The organism is Desertimonas flava, from assembly GCF_003426815.1.
Lineage (GTDB): Bacteria > Actinomycetota > Acidimicrobiia > Acidimicrobiales > Ilumatobacteraceae > Desertimonas > Desertimonas flava.
The window spans coordinates 68,413-87,079 of sequence record NZ_QKYK01000026.1; the positions used below are offsets into that span (position 1 = coordinate 68,413).

General features: G+C 70.6%; 15 protein-coding genes. 11 read left to right on the plus strand and 4 right to left on the minus strand.

What is annotated here, in order from left to right; translation table 11 throughout:
* Nucleotides 1-49 precede the first annotated feature (49 nt).
* Nucleotides 50-1,300 carry a hypothetical protein gene (locus tag DN771_RS22495; RefSeq protein WP_162942281.1) on the plus strand — a complete coding sequence of 417 codons (1,251 nt, stop codon included), beginning with the start codon at nt 50-52 and terminating at the stop codon, nt 1,298-1,300.
* Between the two features lie 14 nt (nt 1,301-1,314).
* On the opposite strand, the gene DN771_RS22500 is transcribed toward DN771_RS22495, so the two are convergent.
* Complete coding sequence (locus DN771_RS22500; protein ID WP_162942282.1) at nt 1,315-2,307, minus strand: AfsR/SARP family transcriptional regulator; 993 nt, start codon at nt 2,305-2,307, stop codon at nt 1,315-1,317.
* A 117-nt stretch (nt 2,308-2,424) separates the two neighbouring features.
* The gene (locus DN771_RS22505) at nt 2,425-3,585 is read right to left on the minus strand and encodes a hypothetical protein (RefSeq protein WP_116999815.1); all 1,161 of its coding nucleotides are present in this window, start codon (nt 3,583-3,585) and stop codon (nt 2,425-2,427) included.
* 150 nt (nt 3,586-3,735) lie between these two features.
* Here DN771_RS22505 and DN771_RS22510 point away from each other — a divergent pair, with 150 nt between their 5' ends.
* Both DN771_RS22510 and DN771_RS22515 read left to right on the plus strand, forming a co-directional pair.
* A complete protein-coding gene (locus DN771_RS22510) occupies nt 3,736-4,995 on the plus strand; it encodes a hypothetical protein (RefSeq protein ID WP_162942283.1) in 1,260 nt (419 codons plus the stop codon).
* Nucleotides 4,996-5,022: 27 nt separating this feature from the next.
* Nucleotides 5,023-6,573 (plus strand): LLM class flavin-dependent oxidoreductase, encoded by a 1,551-nt coding sequence (locus DN771_RS22515; protein WP_116999817.1) that lies wholly within the window; start codon nt 5,023-5,025, stop codon nt 6,571-6,573.
* Here DN771_RS22515 and DN771_RS22520 read toward each other — a convergent pair.
* Nucleotides 6,552-7,256 carry a class I SAM-dependent methyltransferase gene (locus DN771_RS22520; protein WP_116999818.1) on the minus strand — a complete coding sequence of 235 codons (705 nt, stop codon included), beginning with the start codon at nt 7,254-7,256 and terminating at the stop codon, nt 6,552-6,554. The two genes, DN771_RS22515 and DN771_RS22520, sit on opposite strands and share 22 nt — an antisense overlap.
* A gap of 338 nt (nt 7,257-7,594) precedes the next feature.
* Entirely contained in the window at nt 7,595-8,176 is a 582-nt protein-coding gene (locus tag DN771_RS22525; protein WP_116999819.1) for a TetR/AcrR family transcriptional regulator, read from the minus strand.
* A gap of 100 nt (nt 8,177-8,276) precedes the next feature.
* Between DN771_RS22525 and DN771_RS22530 the strand changes: the two genes are divergently transcribed.
* The 8 genes from DN771_RS22530 (at nt 8,277) to DN771_RS22565 (ending at nt 18,451) form a co-directional block, all read left to right on the plus strand.
* The gene (locus DN771_RS22530; protein ID WP_116999820.1) at nt 8,277-9,899 is read left to right on the plus strand and encodes an MFS transporter; all 1,623 of its coding nucleotides are present in this window, start codon (nt 8,277-8,279) and stop codon (nt 9,897-9,899) included.
* 77 nt (nt 9,900-9,976) lie between these two features.
* Nucleotides 9,977-10,327 carry a hypothetical protein gene (locus tag DN771_RS22535; protein WP_162942284.1) on the plus strand — a complete coding sequence of 117 codons (351 nt, stop codon included), beginning with the start codon at nt 9,977-9,979 and terminating at the stop codon, nt 10,325-10,327.
* A 53-nt stretch (nt 10,328-10,380) separates the two neighbouring features.
* The gene (locus DN771_RS22540; protein ID WP_162942285.1) at nt 10,381-12,489 is read left to right on the plus strand and encodes a molybdopterin-containing oxidoreductase family protein; all 2,109 of its coding nucleotides are present in this window, start codon (nt 10,381-10,383) and stop codon (nt 12,487-12,489) included.
* Between the two features lie 133 nt (nt 12,490-12,622).
* Nucleotides 12,623-13,888 carry an ABC transporter substrate-binding protein gene (locus tag DN771_RS22545; RefSeq protein ID WP_116999823.1) on the plus strand — a complete coding sequence of 422 codons (1,266 nt, stop codon included), beginning with the start codon at nt 12,623-12,625 and terminating at the stop codon, nt 13,886-13,888.
* 10 nt (nt 13,889-13,898) lie between these two features.
* Nucleotides 13,899-14,549, plus strand: a complete 651-nt coding sequence (locus DN771_RS22550) for a TetR/AcrR family transcriptional regulator (protein ID WP_116999824.1) — start codon at nt 13,899-13,901, stop codon at nt 14,547-14,549.
* The gene (locus tag DN771_RS22555) at nt 14,546-16,459 is read left to right on the plus strand and encodes an AMP-dependent synthetase/ligase (RefSeq protein ID WP_205528728.1); all 1,914 of its coding nucleotides are present in this window, start codon (nt 14,546-14,548) and stop codon (nt 16,457-16,459) included. The genes DN771_RS22550 and DN771_RS22555 overlap by 4 nt, the downstream gene beginning before the upstream one ends.
* Nucleotides 16,456-17,340 carry a branched-chain amino acid ABC transporter permease gene (locus tag DN771_RS22560; protein ID WP_116999825.1) on the plus strand — a complete coding sequence of 295 codons (885 nt, stop codon included), beginning with the start codon at nt 16,456-16,458 and terminating at the stop codon, nt 17,338-17,340. Before DN771_RS22555 ends, DN771_RS22560 begins: the two co-directional genes overlap by 4 nt.
* 4 nt (nt 17,341-17,344) lie before the next feature.
* Entirely contained in the window at nt 17,345-18,451 is a 1,107-nt protein-coding gene (locus tag DN771_RS22565) for a branched-chain amino acid ABC transporter permease (protein ID WP_116999826.1), read from the plus strand.
* The last annotated feature ends 216 nt before the right edge of the window (nt 18,452-18,667 follow it).

Sequence of the window (18,667 nt, forward strand, 5' to 3'; positions counted from 1 at the left end):
CTCCCCGGTGTCATACGCTCGTCGTACGGTCGTCGCGTACTGTCACGCGGTGCTCGAGCATCGTGACCCCGGAAGGTGGCGCGGAACGCGCCGCCGGTTCCTCGCCGGCTCGGCGGCGGTGCTCGCCGCCCGCAACGTGCCCGTCGGCCGGCCGACCACGCCCGTCCCGCCCGCGCCCGCGCCGCCCGCGTCGACGGTGGCGTCCGGCCCGCCGTCGTGGGTCGCCCCCGGCGTGCGGATCACCCACCATACGGCGACGGCGACGATCGGCAGCATGAGCTACGAGCTCGTCGAGGACCCCGCCGGCACGTGGGTCGACCCGACGAGTGGGAAGCGGTACCGGGAGGTGTTCACCTCAACGCCGTCGCCGAGCGGTGGCACGGGCAGCGGTGAGGGGCTCTGGACGGTCGACGTGGTGGCGGTCGACGGCGGTGATGTGGTGCTCTCCCGCACCAACTACATCAACGATGCGTTCAACGGGGTCTACGCCCCGGGATCGGCAACGGGCGAACGTGTCGCCGCGTCGTCGGTGCCGACGGTGTGGGTCCACCCGACCGAGCTGGCCGCCATGACGTCCGACACCGCTGGCGCCCGCCTCGTACTGGATGGCCCGGTCAAGATCGGCGAGACGAGCTACGAGGCGAGGAGTGTGGTCGACCCGAGCACGACGGCGTACTCCTTCTTCGCCTTCGAGAAGGCCTCGGGCGTACTGCTGCTGTCCGCGCTGCGGACGAGCCTCGGCGCGGGTCAGCCGACTCAGGCCTCCACCACCGAGCTCCGGGGCGTCCGCCAACGGACCACGCCGGGGATCGCTACAGCCGTCCCCTCGTGGGTGTCGGTCGGCGCCACGTTGGCGTACCGGGGGACCCAGTCCTTCGTCAACCCGATGGATCCGTCCTCGCCGGCGTTCACCAGCGACGTGGTGCTCGATGTCAAGTTCTCCGAGGTCGGGTCGACGTGGGCGCTCTACGAAGGGACGATCCGCAACGAGTCCGTCACCGAGCCGGCGTCCACGATCGGCGCGGCCGGAGGCATCGGGCCCTACTGGTGGGACCCGCAGAGCCTCGCCGCGATGCAACAGGGCCAGGTCCTCGACCAGGATCCGCTGAGTGGGCTGACGCTGACCGTCGGTCAGCCGGCCAGCGGTGCGAACGGACCGGCCGTCCCGATCTCGGCGACGATGAGCGGCATCTCGGCGGAGTCGTGGTTCGACACGGCGACGGGCGTGCTGCTCGCCCAGACCTTCGCCGTCGAGTCGTCGGGGCTCACGACCCGCATCGAGCTCCAGCAGATGCCGTGATCACCCGGTGACCGTCAGGCGGTCATCGACCGGAACGACGGATGCACGCGCTCGCTGGCCACCGTGACCGCGCCGGCGATGTGCCGGAGCTCGGCGCACGGAGCGAGGCCGAGCTCGCGTGTGACGGCCAGCGCCCGCTCGACCGCCCACCGGCCCGCCGCGCGGTGCCCGAGCGCGACGAGGTGGCGGGCGAGGCGGACCAGCCGGCCTTCGTCGAAGGGGTCGACCGCCACGGCCGACTCGAGCAATTGGACTGCGGCGTCGAGGTCGCCTCGATCCTCGGCGTCGCCGATGGCGAGATCGGCGAGTTCGAGGTACCGGCGCCACAGCAGGGCGCGATCCTCGTCGAACCAGTCGACGTAGCGATCGGCGGGCAGCAGCTCCCCGCCGAACGTACCGAGGGCCGCGAGCACCGCTTCCGGTCCGCCCGCCGCACCGTGTGCGCGTCGCGCCTGCAAGGCAGCGAACGCCCCCCGCTCGAACTCGACGGCATCCACGCGAACACCCGGGTGGAGCATCAGGAGGCCGTCCCGGCGGATCGCCACGTCGCCGGTCGTCCGCCTCAGACGGCTGAGGGTGTTGCGGAGACGGGCGTTGCCGACCGCAGCGTCAGCGGTCGGCCAGAGCGTGTCGATCAGGGCGTCTGCGGTCAGGGGGCCGCGCAGGGCGAGGAGCTTGACGATCGCCGCGCCGTTGCCCCGCGCCGGCGTGGCATCTCGGCCGTCGATCGTGACCGAGAAGCCGCCCATCAGGCGCACCGTCCAACGGGGCGACGGGGAGCCGGCGTCGCAGGCGAGCCGGCTCCCGTCGGTGTCCGCCGCACCGATCAATCGCAACAGCGCCGGATGCTCGGCCAGCACGGCGACGTCCTGCCGTACCCTCGACGACGCCGAGTCCGCCGCGGCGCCGTCCTCGCACACGCGTGCGGCCAGTCGTAGCCGCGCCGCGAGCACGGCGAGATCCGCCGCGCTCGCCCGCTCGTCCGCCGGTGCTCCACCTGTCCTCATCGGTCCCTCCCCGTTCCCTGTGAGATGGGACGACCGTAGGGATCGGACCGCACCACACGCATCGGTGGTGGCCACATGAATTGCCCATCCGCCCGCGAGCAGGCGGTGGGCGGATGCTCACGTGATGTACACCGTCAGGGTGTACGAGCTGACGATCGAGCTCTGGTTCCACACCTCGAGCTCGTAGTCGCCCGACGACGACAGCTGCTCGACGTAGACGTCGAACGCCGCCGTGCGGAGGATCTCACCGTTGGGGTCGAAGGCGGCGACGGTCACCTCGGAGGTGTCCGACTCGACCCAGGCGTTGAGCTGCTGACCCGCCGCCGCCCCGAGAATGAACGTGTCGGCCATGCCCGGAGCGAGGACGTTGCTGATGATCGCGTGGTCGGCGCCCGGCTCGAAGCTGATGCGCCGGGTGCCGCCGCCACCGTCGAGGACGACGGGTTGCGGGTTCGGGTTGCTGACGTTGCCCGGGTTGTACTCCGGGTCGCCGACCGGGGTGGTGCCCCCCGTGATGCGCACCGTGACCGTGTAGTCGGAGTTGCCTCCGAGCGGGCTCACCGCGACCCGGTAGTCACCGTCTGCCGGAAGCTGGCCGCTCCACGACACGCGGCTCGCCGGAGCAGTCATCAGCGTGCCGTCGGGCGCGTAGACGTCGAACGTCGTGCCGGTCCCGGGGCCGGCCTCCACGACGACGTCCATCGTCTGGCCGGCCCGTGCGGTGAGGAGCCACGAGTCGGTGCTCGCCCGGATCACCGAGCCGTAGCCGGTACCCGAGTCCGTGCCGGGCGCGAACGAGATGCGCTGGACGAGCCCGAGCGGGTCCATGTGGCCGGCGTCGATCCACACCTTCATCTGGTAGTAGGCGGCGCCTCCGCTGGATGCGACCTCCACGGCGTAGTCGCCGTCGGCCGGCAGCACGCCGGTCCAGAACGTGTTGGCTTCGGCCTGGATCGCCGTGACATTGGCGAGCAGCCGCCAGCTCGGGTCGAAGACCGAGAAGATCGTGTTGTTGTCGGCCGAGTCGATGGTGATGGCGAACGTCTGGCCGGCGCGGGCGCGCAGGATCCAGCGATCGGTCCGGCCCGGCGAGAGGGTGCCGTCGCGGGTCGCGTTGTCGGTCCCCGGCGCGAACTCGATGCGCTGCGTCTCCAGCCCTGGCGGATCGGCGGCCGGACCGTCGGCGGCAGCGATCGGGCTCGAGCCGGCGGCCAACGCGACGGCGAGCGTCGCGCCGGTGACCCACCGACCGGTTCTGCGGAGGATTCGGGCGATCATCCTGCGGACGATACGGGCCGGGCGTCCGAACGACGTCCGATTCGCGCCCGACGGAATCCGCCGCCGTCGGACGTTCGTCGAACGCTGCGCCCGTACCGTCGCCACACCGTCCGGCGCATTCGGCACCGGCGATGAACGTTGGAGATCAACATGCGCTTCAGCTCGCGCGCTCGGCGTCTCGCGATGGTCGGGCTCACCCTCTGCGTCGCGGTCCCCGCCGGCGCGACCTCGGTCCTGGCCGACGAGCCGGCGCAGCCCGTGGCGGTACCGACCACGTTGCCGCCCCTGCCGTCCGGGACGGCGGCACCCCCGCCACCCGTCAGCCCGACCGGAGCGGCCACCACGATGCCGGTCGTCGACGACATGCGGACGTTGACGATCGAGGTACCGGCCGCCTGGTCCGATGTCTCCACCGTGCCGGGCACCGGCACCGACAACTCGTCGTACCCGCAGATCATCGCCTCGCCGAACGTGGCCAGCTTCCAGAGCTCGTTCGACACGTCCGGCGTGCTCTACATCGCCCAGCCCTTCAACACCGACACCGCGGCCGGCCTCAAGGCGGGATTCGACTTCACCGGTCAATGCACCGACGGCGGCACCCAGCCGTACGCGGACGCCTACTTCACCGGCACGATGCAGAACTGGACCGCGTGCGGCGGCGGGCAGGCCAAGGTGGTCACGGTGTTCGCCAATCCGATGGACCAGCGATTCAGCGTGCTGCTCCTCGTCGGGATCGCCACACCGGCTGACGAGGATGCGCTGGCGCTGGCCCTGGCGAGCTTCTTCGTGACGAAGCCCCAGGGAGGCGTGCCCGGTGGCGGGTCGACAGGGGGGACGACGATTCCCGGTGTGGTCACGCCGGGCGCCGGCGTCCCCTCGGTGCCCGGACCCACACCGACCACCGTCGCCGGCGTGGTTCCGACAGCGGGATCCGTCGCCCCGGCGGGCAACGCGGGTGATCCCGTGATCCTCGAGGACGACACCAAGACGATCGGCGTCGGGGTCCCGGCCGCGTGGGTACAGGTCAACACGTCGCCGGCGAGTGATGCCCAGAACAACCAGGTCCCGGCGATCTCCGCCGCTCCGGATCTCGCCGCCTTCAACAGCGGCCAGGGCGTCGGCATGTTCATGGTCGCTGCTCCCTATTCGGCCGACCTCCAGTCCGTGTTGACGACGATGGCGCCCCAGGGGTGCCAGGGCGCGGCGGTGACGCCGTACCAGGACGAGTTCTTCAGCGGGTTCACCCAGACGTTCCAGAACTGCGGAGGGCTGACGGTGACGCTGCTCGCCGCCAACCGCACGGGCAACACCACCAGGACGATCCAGATCATCGCCGCCACGACCCCAGGTGACGACAGCCCGCTGCAGATCATCGGGTCGACGTTCGACCTCACACCGGAAGCTCGGTAGGGCGTCCCCGCCGACTACAACTGATGTGTGCACGACGACGGGGAACTCGTCCTGCCCGCACCGTGCCTGGTCGTCCTCGTCGGCCCGGTGGCGTCGGGCAAGTCCTCGTGGGCCGCTCGCTACTTCGCGCCGGAACAGATCGTGTCGAGCGACGTGTTGCGCGGGGTGGTCGGGGAGTCGGCTCACGACCTCTCCGCCTCGGCCGACGCCTTCGCCGTGCTCGACGACATCGTTGCCCGCCGTCTCCGCCGGCGGTTGACGACGGTGATCGACTCGCTCGGACTCGAGCGGGCGCGCCGCGACGCGTGGCGGGCCCTGGCCGAGGCGGCCGGTGTGCCGGCGGTTGCGGTGGTCTTCGACACGCCTCCGGCCGAGTGTCGCCGCCGCAACGCAGCCCGCGACTCGCGGGTGCCTGCCGACGTGGTCAGCAGCCAGCTGAGGCGTTGGCCGGACGTGCGCGATGACATTCACGCCGAGCGGTGGGCGGAGGTCGTCACGCCGCGGCCGGCCGCGGTCGTTCCGGCCGCCCTCGCCCCGCGTCCTCGGCGCCCGGCCGCCGAACCGCCTGCGGTGGCCGGGCTGCGTGTTTCGGGAGTGGGCGTCGGCCTCCACCTGTCGAGCTTCGACTGGCCGGGAGGCGCGTCCCGCTTCGCCGAGCACCTCCGCCGGATCGCACTCGAGGCCGAGCAAGCCGGCCTCGAGTCGATCTGGCTGATGGATCATCTGCGCCAGATCCCCCAGGTCGGTCCGGCGTGGGCCGACCTGCCCGACCCCTACGGCGTGCTAGCGTGGCTTGCCGCCCGCACCGATCGCGTGCGGCTCGGCGTCCTCGTATCGCCTGCGTTTCTCCGCCCGCCGGCGCTGCTCGCCAAGGCGGTGGCGACGCTCGACGTCCTGTCGGCCGGGCGTGCGGTGTGCGGACTGGGCGTCGGGTGGTACTCCGCCGAGTACGCCGCGGCCGGCATCGAGTTCCCCGCGCTCGGCGATCGCTACCGAGCCCTCGAGGACAGCGCCCGGGCCCTGCGGGCGTTCTGGGCCAAGGGGTCGCCGTCGTTCTCCGGCGAGCTGCTGTCGGTGCCGGAGGCCCTGTCGTACCCGCGGCCGCTGCAGCCACGGGTCCCGCTGCTGATCGGCGGTGGGGGGGAGCGGCGGACGCTCGCCCTGGTGGCTCGTCACGGCGACGCCTGCAACCTCTTCGGAGAGCCCGAGACCGTCGCCCGGAAGGTGGCCGCCCTTCACCGCCACTGCGAGGTCGTCGGACGCGACCCCTCGGAGATCACGGTGTCCCACCTCTCGACGATGCTCGTCGGGCGGACCCGGGCCGAGACGGCCGCGCTCGTCGAGTCGCTGCGGCCCCGCCGGCGCAGCGCCGAGCGCTTCGCCGCCGATGTCGGGGCCGGCACCGTCGACGATCACGCGCGGCGTCTCGAACGCCTCGCCGAGGCGGGGGTGCACACGGCGATCGTGCGGCTCGCCGACGTGGCCCTCCCGGGAGCGGTTGAGCGTCTCGGCGAACTGGCGGCTCGGGTGGGCGAGCTCGTCCCGGGCGACGACGCTCAGATCCGCCGGCACGTGTAGGCGCCGTACGCGCCCCGCACGTAGGCGGCGTCGAGGATCTCGAAGCCCACACGTTCGAGCATCGGTTCGAACAGCCAGCTGTAGGTGCTGTACTCGAGACGCACGTGCTCCTCGAGCTCGGCGGCCGTCCACCCGCGTGCCGGATCGTCGACGGCGCCGGCGATCCACGCCGCGATGCGGTCGGGTGCGTCGGCGGGGTCGAAGTCGAAGACGAGGTCGTGGAGGCGCAGCACCCCGCCCGGCCGGAGCATCGCATGGATGCGGGCGAGGGCGACGCCCTTCCAGAAGTCGGGCACCTGGTGCAGGGCGTTGCGTGAGAAGACGAAGTCGGCGGCCCCGCCGGTGTGCTCGTAGGAGAGGTACCCACCGGACACGACCTCGACGTTCGTGAGTCCCTGGGCGGCGATCCGACGGCGCAGCACGGTGACCATCGCCGGTGAGACCTCGACGGCGACGACGCGCCCGCACCGGGGAGCGACGGCGCGGCTGAACTGGCCCGGGCCGGCGGCGAGGTCGACGACGGTGGACGTCTCGTCCAGCCCGAGGGACACGAGCACGTCGGCGTCGGCGTGGCCGTCGTAGCCGGACTTCCGTTCGTAGCCCTCGACGTACTCCTCGTCGAGGTGCTCGGCGCCGGCGTGGGCGAGCTCGTCGATCCACCAGGGCGGGCGCTCGGTCACCATCGGACGAGTCTCGCCGATCGTTGCCGCCGCGTGAACACGCGAAACCCGCACTCGTCGCCGGGTCCCGCGTGGGGTACGGTGTGTTCACCAAAGGAAGGAGGTGATCCAAATTTCAGCGAAACGATTTGGAACCTTGGAGGTGGTTGGCCGCTAGGTCAGCTGACTGAACGAACTGGCGAAAACAAGCCAACCTCCGCCGATCGGGCTGCCGGAAGTCGTTCCACCGGCGCGAAGTGCTCGAGCGGTATCCATCAGTCAATCTCGGCTTGCGATGTCAACGCCGAGGCGTTCCACAGGGACTGTCTTCGGACGGTCCCTGTGTCGCGTCCGTGAGCGTGTCAGGCCGGGGAGTCGGGCGCCAGCGCCGCGATCCCGGCCAGGGCGACCTCGATGCAGGCCTCCACGTAGGAAGGCGACAGCGGCCGGCGCCGCACCAGCTTGTGGAACACCACCGGCCCGACGATGACGCCGAGCAACTGGTCGCTGTCGAGCTCGCTGGCGAACTCGCCGCGCTCCCGGGCCCGGTCGAGGATCGCCTCGAGGTCGCGCGCTCGTTCCGTCGAGATGGCATCGAGGATGCCGGCCATCTCGGGGTCGCGGTTCGACGCCTCGAGCACCATCGGCATCACGTTGCCCGCTTCGCCCGAGAGCGTGTGGTCGTCGACGAGGCCGAAGTAGGTGCGCAGGTCGCCGCGCAGGGAGCCGGTGTCGGGCGAGTCGAAGTCGGCGAAGTGCGAGCGGGCGGTGTCGAGGACGAGGGCGGCGCGATCGGGCCAGTGGCGGTAGATCGTCGTCTTGGCCACGCCGGAGCGAGCGGCGACGGCGTCGATCGTGACGCCGCCGGCGCCGCGCTCCACCATGATGTCGGTGACGGCGGCGATCACCTTGCGCCGGGCGATGTCGCTGCGAGGTCGAGGCACGGATTCCTCTCGGGAAACTCGGACGTCGGATCGATGATCCGATCGCTACGGTAGCGTAGCGAAACGAGGTCCCCCAATCGACGCCGCCTCGGGAGGTCGCATGCATTCATCCGTCACCGCCGTCGATTACGACGGCATCGACCCGCACGTCTACGACCGGCGATGGAAGACCCTCGCCGTCCTGTGTTCGTCGCTGATGATCGTCATCGTCGGCAACACGGTGCTCAACGTGGCCCTGCCCCGTCTGCAGCAGGCCACCGAGCGCGGCGGCATCGGCGCCTCCAACTCGGAGATCCAGTGGATCGTCGACGCCTACGGGCTCGTCTTCGCCGGCCTGCTGTTCACCGCGGCCGCCCTCGGTGACCGATTCGGTCGCAAGGGAGCGCTGCAGGCGGGGCTCGTCATCTTCGGGCTCGGCTCGCTGCTCGGCGCCATTGGCGACTCGTCGGCCACGCTGATCGCCGCCCGCGCGATCATGGGCGTCGGGGCGGCCTTCGTCATGCCGTCGACGCTGTCGATCCTCACCAATGTCTTCCCCGCCAGGGAGCGAGCCAAGGCGATCGCCATCTGGGCCGGGATCTCCGGCGGTGGCGCGGCGATCGGCCCGATCACCTCGGGACTGCTGCTCGAGCACTTCTGGTGGGGGTCGGTCTTCCTGATCAACCTGCCGATCATCGTCGGAGCACTCATCGCCGGGTGGTTCCTCGTGCCCCGCTCGAAGGACGCCACCGAGTCGCCGCTCGACCCGATCGGCGCCCTCCTGTCGATCCTCGGGCTCGGTGCGCTGGTCTACGCGATCATCGAGGGGCCGCACCACGGCTGGGTGAGCATCGAGTCGTTGCTGTGGTTCGGCGGTGCGGCCGTCCTGCTCGTGGCCTTCTGCTGGTGGGAGGTGCGCAACCCCCACCCGATGCTCGACCTGCAACTGTTCCGCAGCTCGCGGTTCTCCGTGGCGTCGGGTGGCATCACGCTGACGTTCTTCGCCATGTTCGGCTCGTTCTTCGTGGTCACCCAGTACTTCCAGGGCGTGCTCGGCTACTCGCCACTCGGGGCGGCGGTGCGGCTCTTGCCCATGTCGTTCGTGATGATGACCGTGGCCCCGATGACGCCCAAGCTCGTCGCCCGCCTCGGTGCCAACGTGGTCGGTGCGGTCGGCATGCTCAGCGTGGCGGTCGGTCTCGGCGGGTCGGCGCTGTTCGACGTCGACACCTCCTACGCCCAGGTGCTGGTCACGATCATCTTCCTGGCCGCCGGTATGGCCCTCACGATGACTCCGATGACGACGCAGCTGATGGCGTCGGTGCCGCGGGACCGGGCCGGGATGGGGTCGGCAACCAACGACACCACCCGCGAGCTCGGCGGAGCCCTCGGCGTGGCGGTGCTCGGCTCGCTCGTCGCCGGCCGCTACAGCGAGGGCATCGCCTCCGCCGTGCGGTCGATCGACAACGCCGACGTGCGCGGCGCGGCGTCGGCCGGCTTGGGCGGGGCTCGGTCGATGTTCGACGAAGGGCTGCTGCCCCGGGAGGTGCTCGATGCCGCCCGCCGGGCGTTCGTCGACGGGTTCTCGCTGGCCATGGTCGTCGCCGCCTCGGTGGTCGTGATCGCCGCCGTCACGGTGTTCAAGCTGCTGCCGTCGGATCGCAACGCGTCCGAGGTCACCGGCGAGGGCGGTCCTGGCGCCGGCCAGTTCGACGAGGAACCGGTGGCCGTCGCCGGCGACTGACGCATGACGGACGCCACGGGCCCGACGCGCCGTGACGCGCTGACAAAAGGGCGATCTGTGCCTTTACGCTGGGCCTCGTGCCGATGCGCCAGGAGTGCAAGTACTTCGAGAGCCGGACGTATCGCAACGGCGAGACCGTCCGCAAGTGCCACCTCGACCTCGCTCCCGATGCGCCGTGGCGGTGCCCTGACGACTGCCCGCGCTTCGAACGCCGGCTCGCCGACCGATCCTGGACGCACGGGACGCTCGTCACCCCGCCGACGCCGGCCGAGCCGGCCTCCGTGGCCGACGGGTCGGCCGCGGCGGTGCTCGACGCCGCCGAGGACATCTTGAACTCGATCGGCCCCCAGGTGCGCGCCGACGTCGAGGCCGAACAGGCCCGCGCCCGTCGCCGCGGTTGGCGCCGGTTCTTCGGTCGCGGCGGCTGACGACCCGGCGGCCGTGTCGCCGCCGACCTGAATCTGAACTTAGGATCGGAAACGTGGGGACCGATGAGGGGACATCGACGGCGCGGCGACGCACGGCGTGCCGCATCTGCGCCGTCGGCTGCGGAACGATCGTCGACGTCATGTCCGGAGCGACCGGCGACCGGGTGATCCGTGTCGCGGGCGACCCCGACGACCCTGTGTCGCAGGGCTACACGTGCTCGAAGGGGCGCGCCGGTCCGGAGTTCCATCATCACGCCGACCGGCTCGATCGGCCGCTCGTCCGGACCGGCGGGGGCCTGGTCGCGGCGACGTGGGACGCCGCCCTCGACGACATCGCCGCCCGCGTCCGGGCGATCCTCGCCGGCCACGGCGGGCGTGCGGTGGCGAGCTACCTCGGGACGGGCGGCCCGCTCGACCCCAGCGGGTTCGCCATGGCCGAGGGATTCTTCCGCTCGATCGGCACCGATCAGAAGTACAGCGCGCTGAGCATCGATTGCCCGAGCAAGTTCCTGATCCCGCAGCTGGTGAGCGGGGTGCAGCTGGCATTCCAGCCCGACATCGACCACACCGACGTGCTGCTCGCCGTCGGGGTCAACACCGTCGTCTCGCACGGCCACGGGCTGATGACCCCGAATCCCCTCGTGCGGCTGCGGCAGCTGCGGGCCCGCGGCGGTCGGCTGATCGTGCTCGATCCGCGTCGCACCGAGACGGCGGCCCACGCCGACCTACATCTGCAGCTGCGTCCGGGAACCGACCACGTGGTGCTCGCGGCGGCGGTCCGCGAGGCGCTCCGGGGCGGAGTGGACACCCAGTTCCTCGAGGACTGTGCCGACCCGTCGTCCGTCGAGCGGTTGCGGGCGTTCGTCGAGCCGTTCGACGCCGAGCATGCCGCGGCGGTCGCCGGTCTCGACGCCACCGAGGTCCGGCGTTTCGTCGAGCTGACGACGAGGGGCCGGCTCGGCATCGAGACCGGCACCGGTGTGTCGATGAGTGCGTCGGCGAATCTGACCGAGTGGATGGCGTGGGCGCTCGCCGCCGTCACCGGCAGTCTCGATCGTGCCGGCGGATGCACGTTCAACCCGGGGTTCCTCCGTCCGCTGGAGGATGCCCTGCCCGGTGGACGGGGCGATCTCGGGCCACGCCCGGCGAGCCGGCCCGACCTGCCGCGCGTCGTGAACGGTGAGATGCCGTGTGCTGCGCTCGCCGACGAGATCGAGGCGGGGGAGGTGCGGGCCCTCTTCGTGCGGGTCGGCAATCCGGCGTCGACGTTCCCCGACAACCGTCGCGTCCGCGCCGCGCTCGAGCTTCTCGACCTGCTCGTCGTCATCGACGCCCGCCCCACCGAGACCACCGAGCTCGCCACGCACGTCCTGCCGATGGCCGATCACTTCGAACGCTCGGACCTCTTGACCGGCTACCTCCAGGCGAAACCGTTCATGCGATGGGCGCCGGCCGTCGTCGATCCGGTCGGGGAGCGGCGGAGCCAATGGTGGATGTTTGCCGAACTCACCCGCCGATGCGGCTTTCCGCTGTTCGGCAACGAACGCCGCGATCGCGTCCTCGCCGGTGCGACCCTCGACGACGCGCTGATCGCCGAGACGATCACCCACGGTGCGCGTCACGGCTGGGAGGAGATCCTCGCCGCGCCGTACGGCATCGTCGACGAGTCGCTGGCACCCGGCTGGCTGCTCCCCGGGCGGCTGGGAAGGCCGCTCGATCTGGCGCCCGTCGAGCTGACGGGCTCGATGGTGCCGTTCGGTCGGAGGCCGGGGGCGCCGGGCGGCTCCACCGGCGACGAACCGCCGGCGCTGGTGCTCGTCAACCGAAGGACGGCGAGCCGGTACAACTCGCTCGACGCCGTCGCCGGGCGGCGGGTGCGCCCGGCGCGGCCGACGCTGCTGATGCACCCCGACGACGCCACGGACCGTCGGCTCACCACGGGGGAGGCGGCGACCGTGTCGACGGCGTCGGGTAGCTGTGTCGTCGAGGTCGAGGTGACCGACGCGATCCGCCGCGGTGTCGTGTCATTGCCGCACGCCTGGCCCGACGCCGACGTCAATCGCCTCACGAGCGGTCGACGCGTCGACCCGTTGAGCGCCATGCCGGAGTTCTCCGGCTTCGCCGTGACCGTGGAGCGGCGGCCGTCCTTGGCCCAAACCTGATACTGGTGTTAGTATCAGGTCGGCGGAATTCGCCGGTCACTTGTGTCGGTGAGTGGGGGCCGGCCGAGGGGCCACGCAACCGCCACCCACAGCACTGCGACAACAGCACTGACATCAGCACTAGGGGGACACCGTGCGGTCACGTTCAATTCTTTGCCTGCTCGCCGCGACCAGCGTCGTCGCGGCCACAGCCACCGGTGTCGCCAGCGCCGGCACCGACGCGCCCGCCGAACCGGCCGACGTCGCCACGGGGCCGGGCGTCGACGACGGGGAGATCCGCGTCGGGCTGCTCAACGACTTCTCCGGACCGATCGCTTCGATCGGCACCCCGTCGGCGATCGGCGCCGAGGTCTACTTCGACTACTACAACGCCGAGTTCGGTGGGGTGTGCGGCCGACAGATCGTGAGCGTGCGGGCCGACACCAAGTACGACACCCAGATCGCCGTCCAGGAGTACCGAGCGGTCAAGGACGACATCGCCATGATCACGCAGCTGCTCGGCACGGGCGCCGTGCTCGCCCTGGCCAACGACATCGCTCGCGACGGCATCACCACGCTCGCCGGCACCTTGGCGGCCGACGTGATCCCGCTCGACCACATCTTCGTGTACCAGACGCCGTTCGAACTCGAAGCGGTCAACGGCATCTCCTGGGCGGCCGAGAACCTGGCCGGCGACGGGCCGCTGCAGGTCGGCGTCATCTACCAGGGCGACGCCTACGGCGAGGCGGGCCTCGCCGCCGTCGAGCATGCCGCCTCCGAGCTCGGTGAGGATGCCGTCCAGATCGTCGCCACGGCCTCGTACTCGCCGACCGACGAGGACTTCACCTCGCACGTGCAGAAGATGAAGGAGGCCGGCGCCGAGGTCGTCTGGCTCCACGACACGCCGCGCCAGACGGCGGCGGTGCTCGGTGTCTCCGCCCAGCAGGGCTACGCACCGCAGTTCATGAGCACCTACTCGGGCTTCGCCAGCGCCCTCGTCGAGCCGCTCGGTGAGCTGCTCAACAGCCTGCTGATCGTCAACTCGAACCAGTCGTACGGCGACGAGGGCGAGGAGATGGAGACGCTCGTCGCCGCCGTCGAGGAGTACGCACCCGACCAGCCGGCGGACAACTCGCTGGTCGTCGGCTGGATCTCCGGCATGGTCACCGTGCAGGCCCTCCAGCGGGCGTGCGAGATGGGCGACCTCAGTCGCGAGGGCATCGCCGCGGCGATGGTCGGCCTCGAGGTCGACCACAACGGGATCACGCCGGACATCTCGTTCGGCGAGACGCCCGAGGAGCGCATCCCGTCGCGGGCCAACCAGATCGCCGAGATCAACCTCGAGACCACCCTGCCCAGCGCGATCAGCGAGATCTTCACGAGCGACGCCGCCCTCACGTGGACGTTGCCGGAGGGCTGACCACCGCCGTATGACGACGCGCAAGGGCCGGGCCACCCGGCTGTCGTTCCAGGAGGCCGCCCGTCGCGTGTTCGCACGCGACGGGTACCTCAACTCCCGCCTCTCCGACATCGCCGACGAGGCGGGCAAGTCGATGGCGTCGTTCTACAACTACTTCGAGAGCAAAGAGGCGCTCCTCGCCGAGCTCGCCGCCGACTTCGACGCCGAGCTGCAGCGCCGGGTCGCCGAGCCGTTCCGCCGCGAGCGGTCACCCGAGGCGGCGCTGCACGGGGCGATCGCCGCGTTCTACCGCCATTACCAGACCCGGCTGCCCGAGGCGATCGGCATCTTCCAGGCGTCGATGGTGAACCCCGACTTCGCCGCACAGTGGCGGGAGATCCGCACCAACGGGGTGCGGACGATCGCCCTCGGCATCCGGCGCGCCCAGGCCGCCGGCTTCGCTCCGGGCCTCGATCCGCTGCTCGCGGCGTCGGCCCTGTCGTCGATGATCGAGCACTTCTGCTGGGTGTGGATGGCCGGCGAGGGCGACGCGACCGGCGTCGAGCCGACGGCTCCGGGGTTCGACGAGCACGCCATCGACACGCTCTGGCAGCTGTGGTCGCACGCCGTGTACTGGACCGAGCAGTCACCACGGCGAGAGTCACCGAAAGAGGCAACGTGATCACGCTCACCAGACGGCCCCTCCCGGCGCTGGCGACATCGTCGAGCATCGAGAGCGCCGCGCCGGCGGTCGACGCGCCGGTGGCGTCCGACCAACCGGCGCCGACGTTGCCGGCACTCCTGCTGGCCCGCGCCGCGGCGCATCCGGACCGGGTGGCCTTCCAGCACAAGGACCTCGGCATCTGGCACCCGATCACATGGGCCGCCTACCTCGACGAGGTCCGCGCCGTCGCCATCGGGCTCGAACAGCTCGGGCTGGAGCGCGGCGACCGGCTCGCCGTGCACTCCGAGAACCGCCCGGAATGGGTCTACGCCGACCTCGCCGCGGAAGGGCTGGGAGGCGTGGTCGTCGGTGTCTACCCCACCAATCCCGCGGCCGAGGTGCGCTACCTCCTCCAGGACTCGGGGGCCAAAGTCCTCGTCGCCGAGGACCAGGAACAGGTCGACAAGGCGCTCGCCGTGTTCGACGAGTGTCCCGACCTCGTCCGCATCGTGGTCATCGATCCCAAGGGGCTGCGCGACTACGACCATCCCGCCCTGATCCACTGGGACGACATGGTGGCCGCCGGCCGCGCCGTGCTCCGCGCCCCCGGCTCCGAGGCCAGGCGGGCGCTCGACGCCCGCTTCGCCGAGGTCGGGCCCGACGACCTGGCGTGCATCGTCTACACGTCGGGCACCACGGGCCCACCGAAGGGCGCGATGCTCACGCACCGCAACTGCCTCGCCGGCGCGGCCGCCCTCGTCGAGGGGATGCATCTCGACTCGACGGCGACCGCACTGTCGTACCTCCCGCTCTGCCACGTCGCCGAGCGCATCTGGACGATCTTCATCTCACTGCTGGCCGGCGTCACCATCAGCTTCGCCGAATCGGTCGACACGGTGCAGCACGACCTCCACGAGATCGCTCCGACGTTCTTCGGTGCCGTGCCGCGCATCGCCGAGAAGATGCAGGCGTCGGTCGAGATCCGCATCCGCGACGCGGCGTGGATCAAGCGCGTCAACTACGACGTCTGGATGCGGGTCGGCCGCCGGCTCGCCCGCGAGCGCATCGAGCGGCGCGGCAAGCGATCCCTGCGGTCGCGCCTCGTCTACGCCGTCGGCAACGTCATGCTGTACCGCTCGATGCGGGAGCGGCTCGGCCTGCGCAACGTGGAGAACGCCCTGTTCGGCGCAGCGCCGCCGGCGCCCGAACTGCTCGAGTACTTCCACGCCATCGGCGTGCCCGTCGTGCAGACCTACGGTCAGACCGAGTGCGGTGGATCGTCGCACCTGCACCAGGATTGGGACATCGCCTACGACACGGTCGGGACGCCACTGCCGGGCTACCGCTGCATGGTCGACCCGGAGACGAGCGAGGTGCTCCTCGGTGGGGTCGGGGTGTTCGCCGGCTACTGGAACCGGCCCGACGCGACCGCGGCGACGGTCCGCGACGGCTGGCTGCACACGGGCGACCAGGGCGTCATCACCGACCGTGGCCACCTCAAGATCGTCGGCCGCATCAAGGACATCATCATCACGTCGGGCGGCAAGAACATCTCGCCCGACTACATCGAGAACGAGCTCAAGTTCTCGCCCTATGTCCGCGAGGCGATCGTCATCGGCGACGGCCGCAAGTTCCTCAGCGCCCTGATCGGCATCGAGTACGACACCGTCGGCCACTGGGCCGAGCGCAACGGCGTGGCGTACACGACCTATCGCGACCTGAGCGAGCAGCCTCAGGTCCGCGAGCTGATCGAGGGTTGGGTGCGGGAGGTCAACGACAAGCTCTCGCAGGTCGAGCAGATCAAGAAGTTCCGCCTGCTCACCAAGGAGCTCGACCACGAGGACGCCGAGCTGACGGCGACGCAGAAGGTGCGCCGCAGCACGATCGCCGCCAAGTTCACAGACCTGATCGAGGAGATGTACCGGTGATCAAACTGCTCCAGCTGATGTTCCAGGGGCTCAGCCTCGGGATGGTGTACTCGCTGATCGCCCTCGGGTTCGTGCTCGTCTTCAAGGGCACCGGCGTCTTCAACTTCGCCCACGGCGACTTCGTGATGGGCGCCGCCTATATCGTGGTCGCCGTCTCGACGAGCCAGCCGTGGGGTGTGGCCGTGCTGGTCGCCCTCGCCGTGCTCGTCGCCCTCGCCCTCGTCGTCGAGCGATTGGTCCTACGCAAGATGGTCGGCGAGCCGCTCTTCGCCGTCGTCATGGTCACGCTCGGCTTGGCGATCATGGTCAGAGCCGTCGTGACGATGATCTGGGGCTACAACGACAAGGGGTTCGCCGACCCGATCGGGCCCGGCGTGTGGGAGCCGGTGAACAACCTCGTCCTCCCGCACACGGGGCTCTGGACGATCGGCGTGTCGGTCGTGTTGCTCACTGCGCTGTGGTTCTTCTACCAGCGGACGCCGGCCGGACTGGCGCTGCGGGCCACGGCGGCCCACCAGGAGGCGGCGATGGCGCAGGGCATCGACGTGCGGCGCATGTTCGCCCTGTCATGGGCGATCGCCGGCGTGCTGGCCACGGCCGGCGGCATCTTCCTCGGGGCGTTCCCCCGTCAGGTCGGTCTGCAGATGGGGTTCATCGCACTCAATGCCCTGCCCGCCATCATCATCGGTGGCTTCGACTCGTTGCAGGGCGCGGTGATCGGCGGGGTGACGGTGGGGATGCTCCAGGTGCTGGCGTCGGGGTACCTGGCGGACTACGGCGGTGGGCGCCTGCAGGACGTCGCCCCGTACGTCGTGATGCTGCTCGTCCTGCTGGTCAGACCGTACGGCCTGTTCGGCACGAGAGAGATCGAACGCGTCTAGCGCCATGGCCAGCACACTCCGGTCCGGCGTCTACTCGACGTCCTACCGCCACGAGGTCGCCCTGCGGCGCGGCGCCCCGGCCCACCTGGGCAGCGCCGCGGTCGCCGTCCTGCTGCTCGTCGCCCCCCTGGTGATGGGGCGCAACTGGGAGCCGATCGCCGTCTTCGCGCTGATTGCCGGCATCGCCGCCGTCGGACTCCAGCTGCTCACCGGCGTCGCCGGTCAGGTGTCGCTCGGTCACGCCGCCTTCCTCGGTGTCGGTGCCTACACGGCGAGCTGGCTGGGCGGCGACCGCGGCCTGCCCGTGTTCGTCTGGCTGCCGGCCGCCGGCCTCGTCGCCGCGCTGCTCGGTGGCATGGTCGGGCCGATCGCCACCCGGCTGCGCGGCCTCTACCTCGCCGTCGTCACCCTCGCCGTGTCGTTCATCGCCACCTACGTGTTCGAGCAGTGGAAGGACCTCACCGGCGGCAGCTCGGGGCGGTCGACCACGCCCCTCACCATCAACGGCACCGATCTGCTCGACGGCGTGACCGTGCCGCTCATCGGGCTCCACCTCAACGGCAACCAGGCGTACTGGTACTTCGTCCTCGCCGTGCTGACCGCGCTCGGGTACGCCGCCCGCAACATCCAGCGGTCGCGGATGGGACGGGCGTTCTTGTCGATCCAGCATCGCGACCTCACGGCGGCCGTCGCCGGCATCCCCGTGACGTCCACCAAGACGCTCGCCTTCGCCGTCTCGGCCTTCTACGCCGGGATCGCCGGGGCGCTCCTCGGCGCCTACCAGTCGTACGTCCTGCCCAACCAGTGGGGGTTGTCGCTGTCGATCGAGTACATCGCGATGATCGTGATCGGCGGGCTCGGGACGGTGTTCGGCGCCGTCGTCGGCGCGGCGTTCGTGAAGGCCCTGCCCGAGATCGTCCGGTCGATCGCCGGCGTCGTGCCGTTCATCGAGAAGGAGTCGTCGCCGAGCGGCGGCTTCTCGGTCGAGCTGGTGTCGCAGTTCCTCTACGGGGCGGCGATCGTGGCCGTCCTCGTGTTCGAACCCAAGGGCCTCCACGGCCTCTGGACCCGCTTCAAGTCCTTCTGGCAGACCTGGCCATGGAGCTACTGATGGGTTTCGTCCTCACTCCGCATCGCTCGCTGCGCTCGCTCGCTCCGTTGCGGCGAGTTGGATTCGAGCTCGCTTCGCTCGCACGAAGAGTTGAAAGAGCGGCGGCGGAGTTGCTCCTTTGTCAAGGAGGGTGGTCATGCGGCGATGGGTTGGGCTTGTTGGCGGGTGTCGTTCCACATGCGTCGGATGATGCGGTCGGCGAGGCGGCGTTTGTGA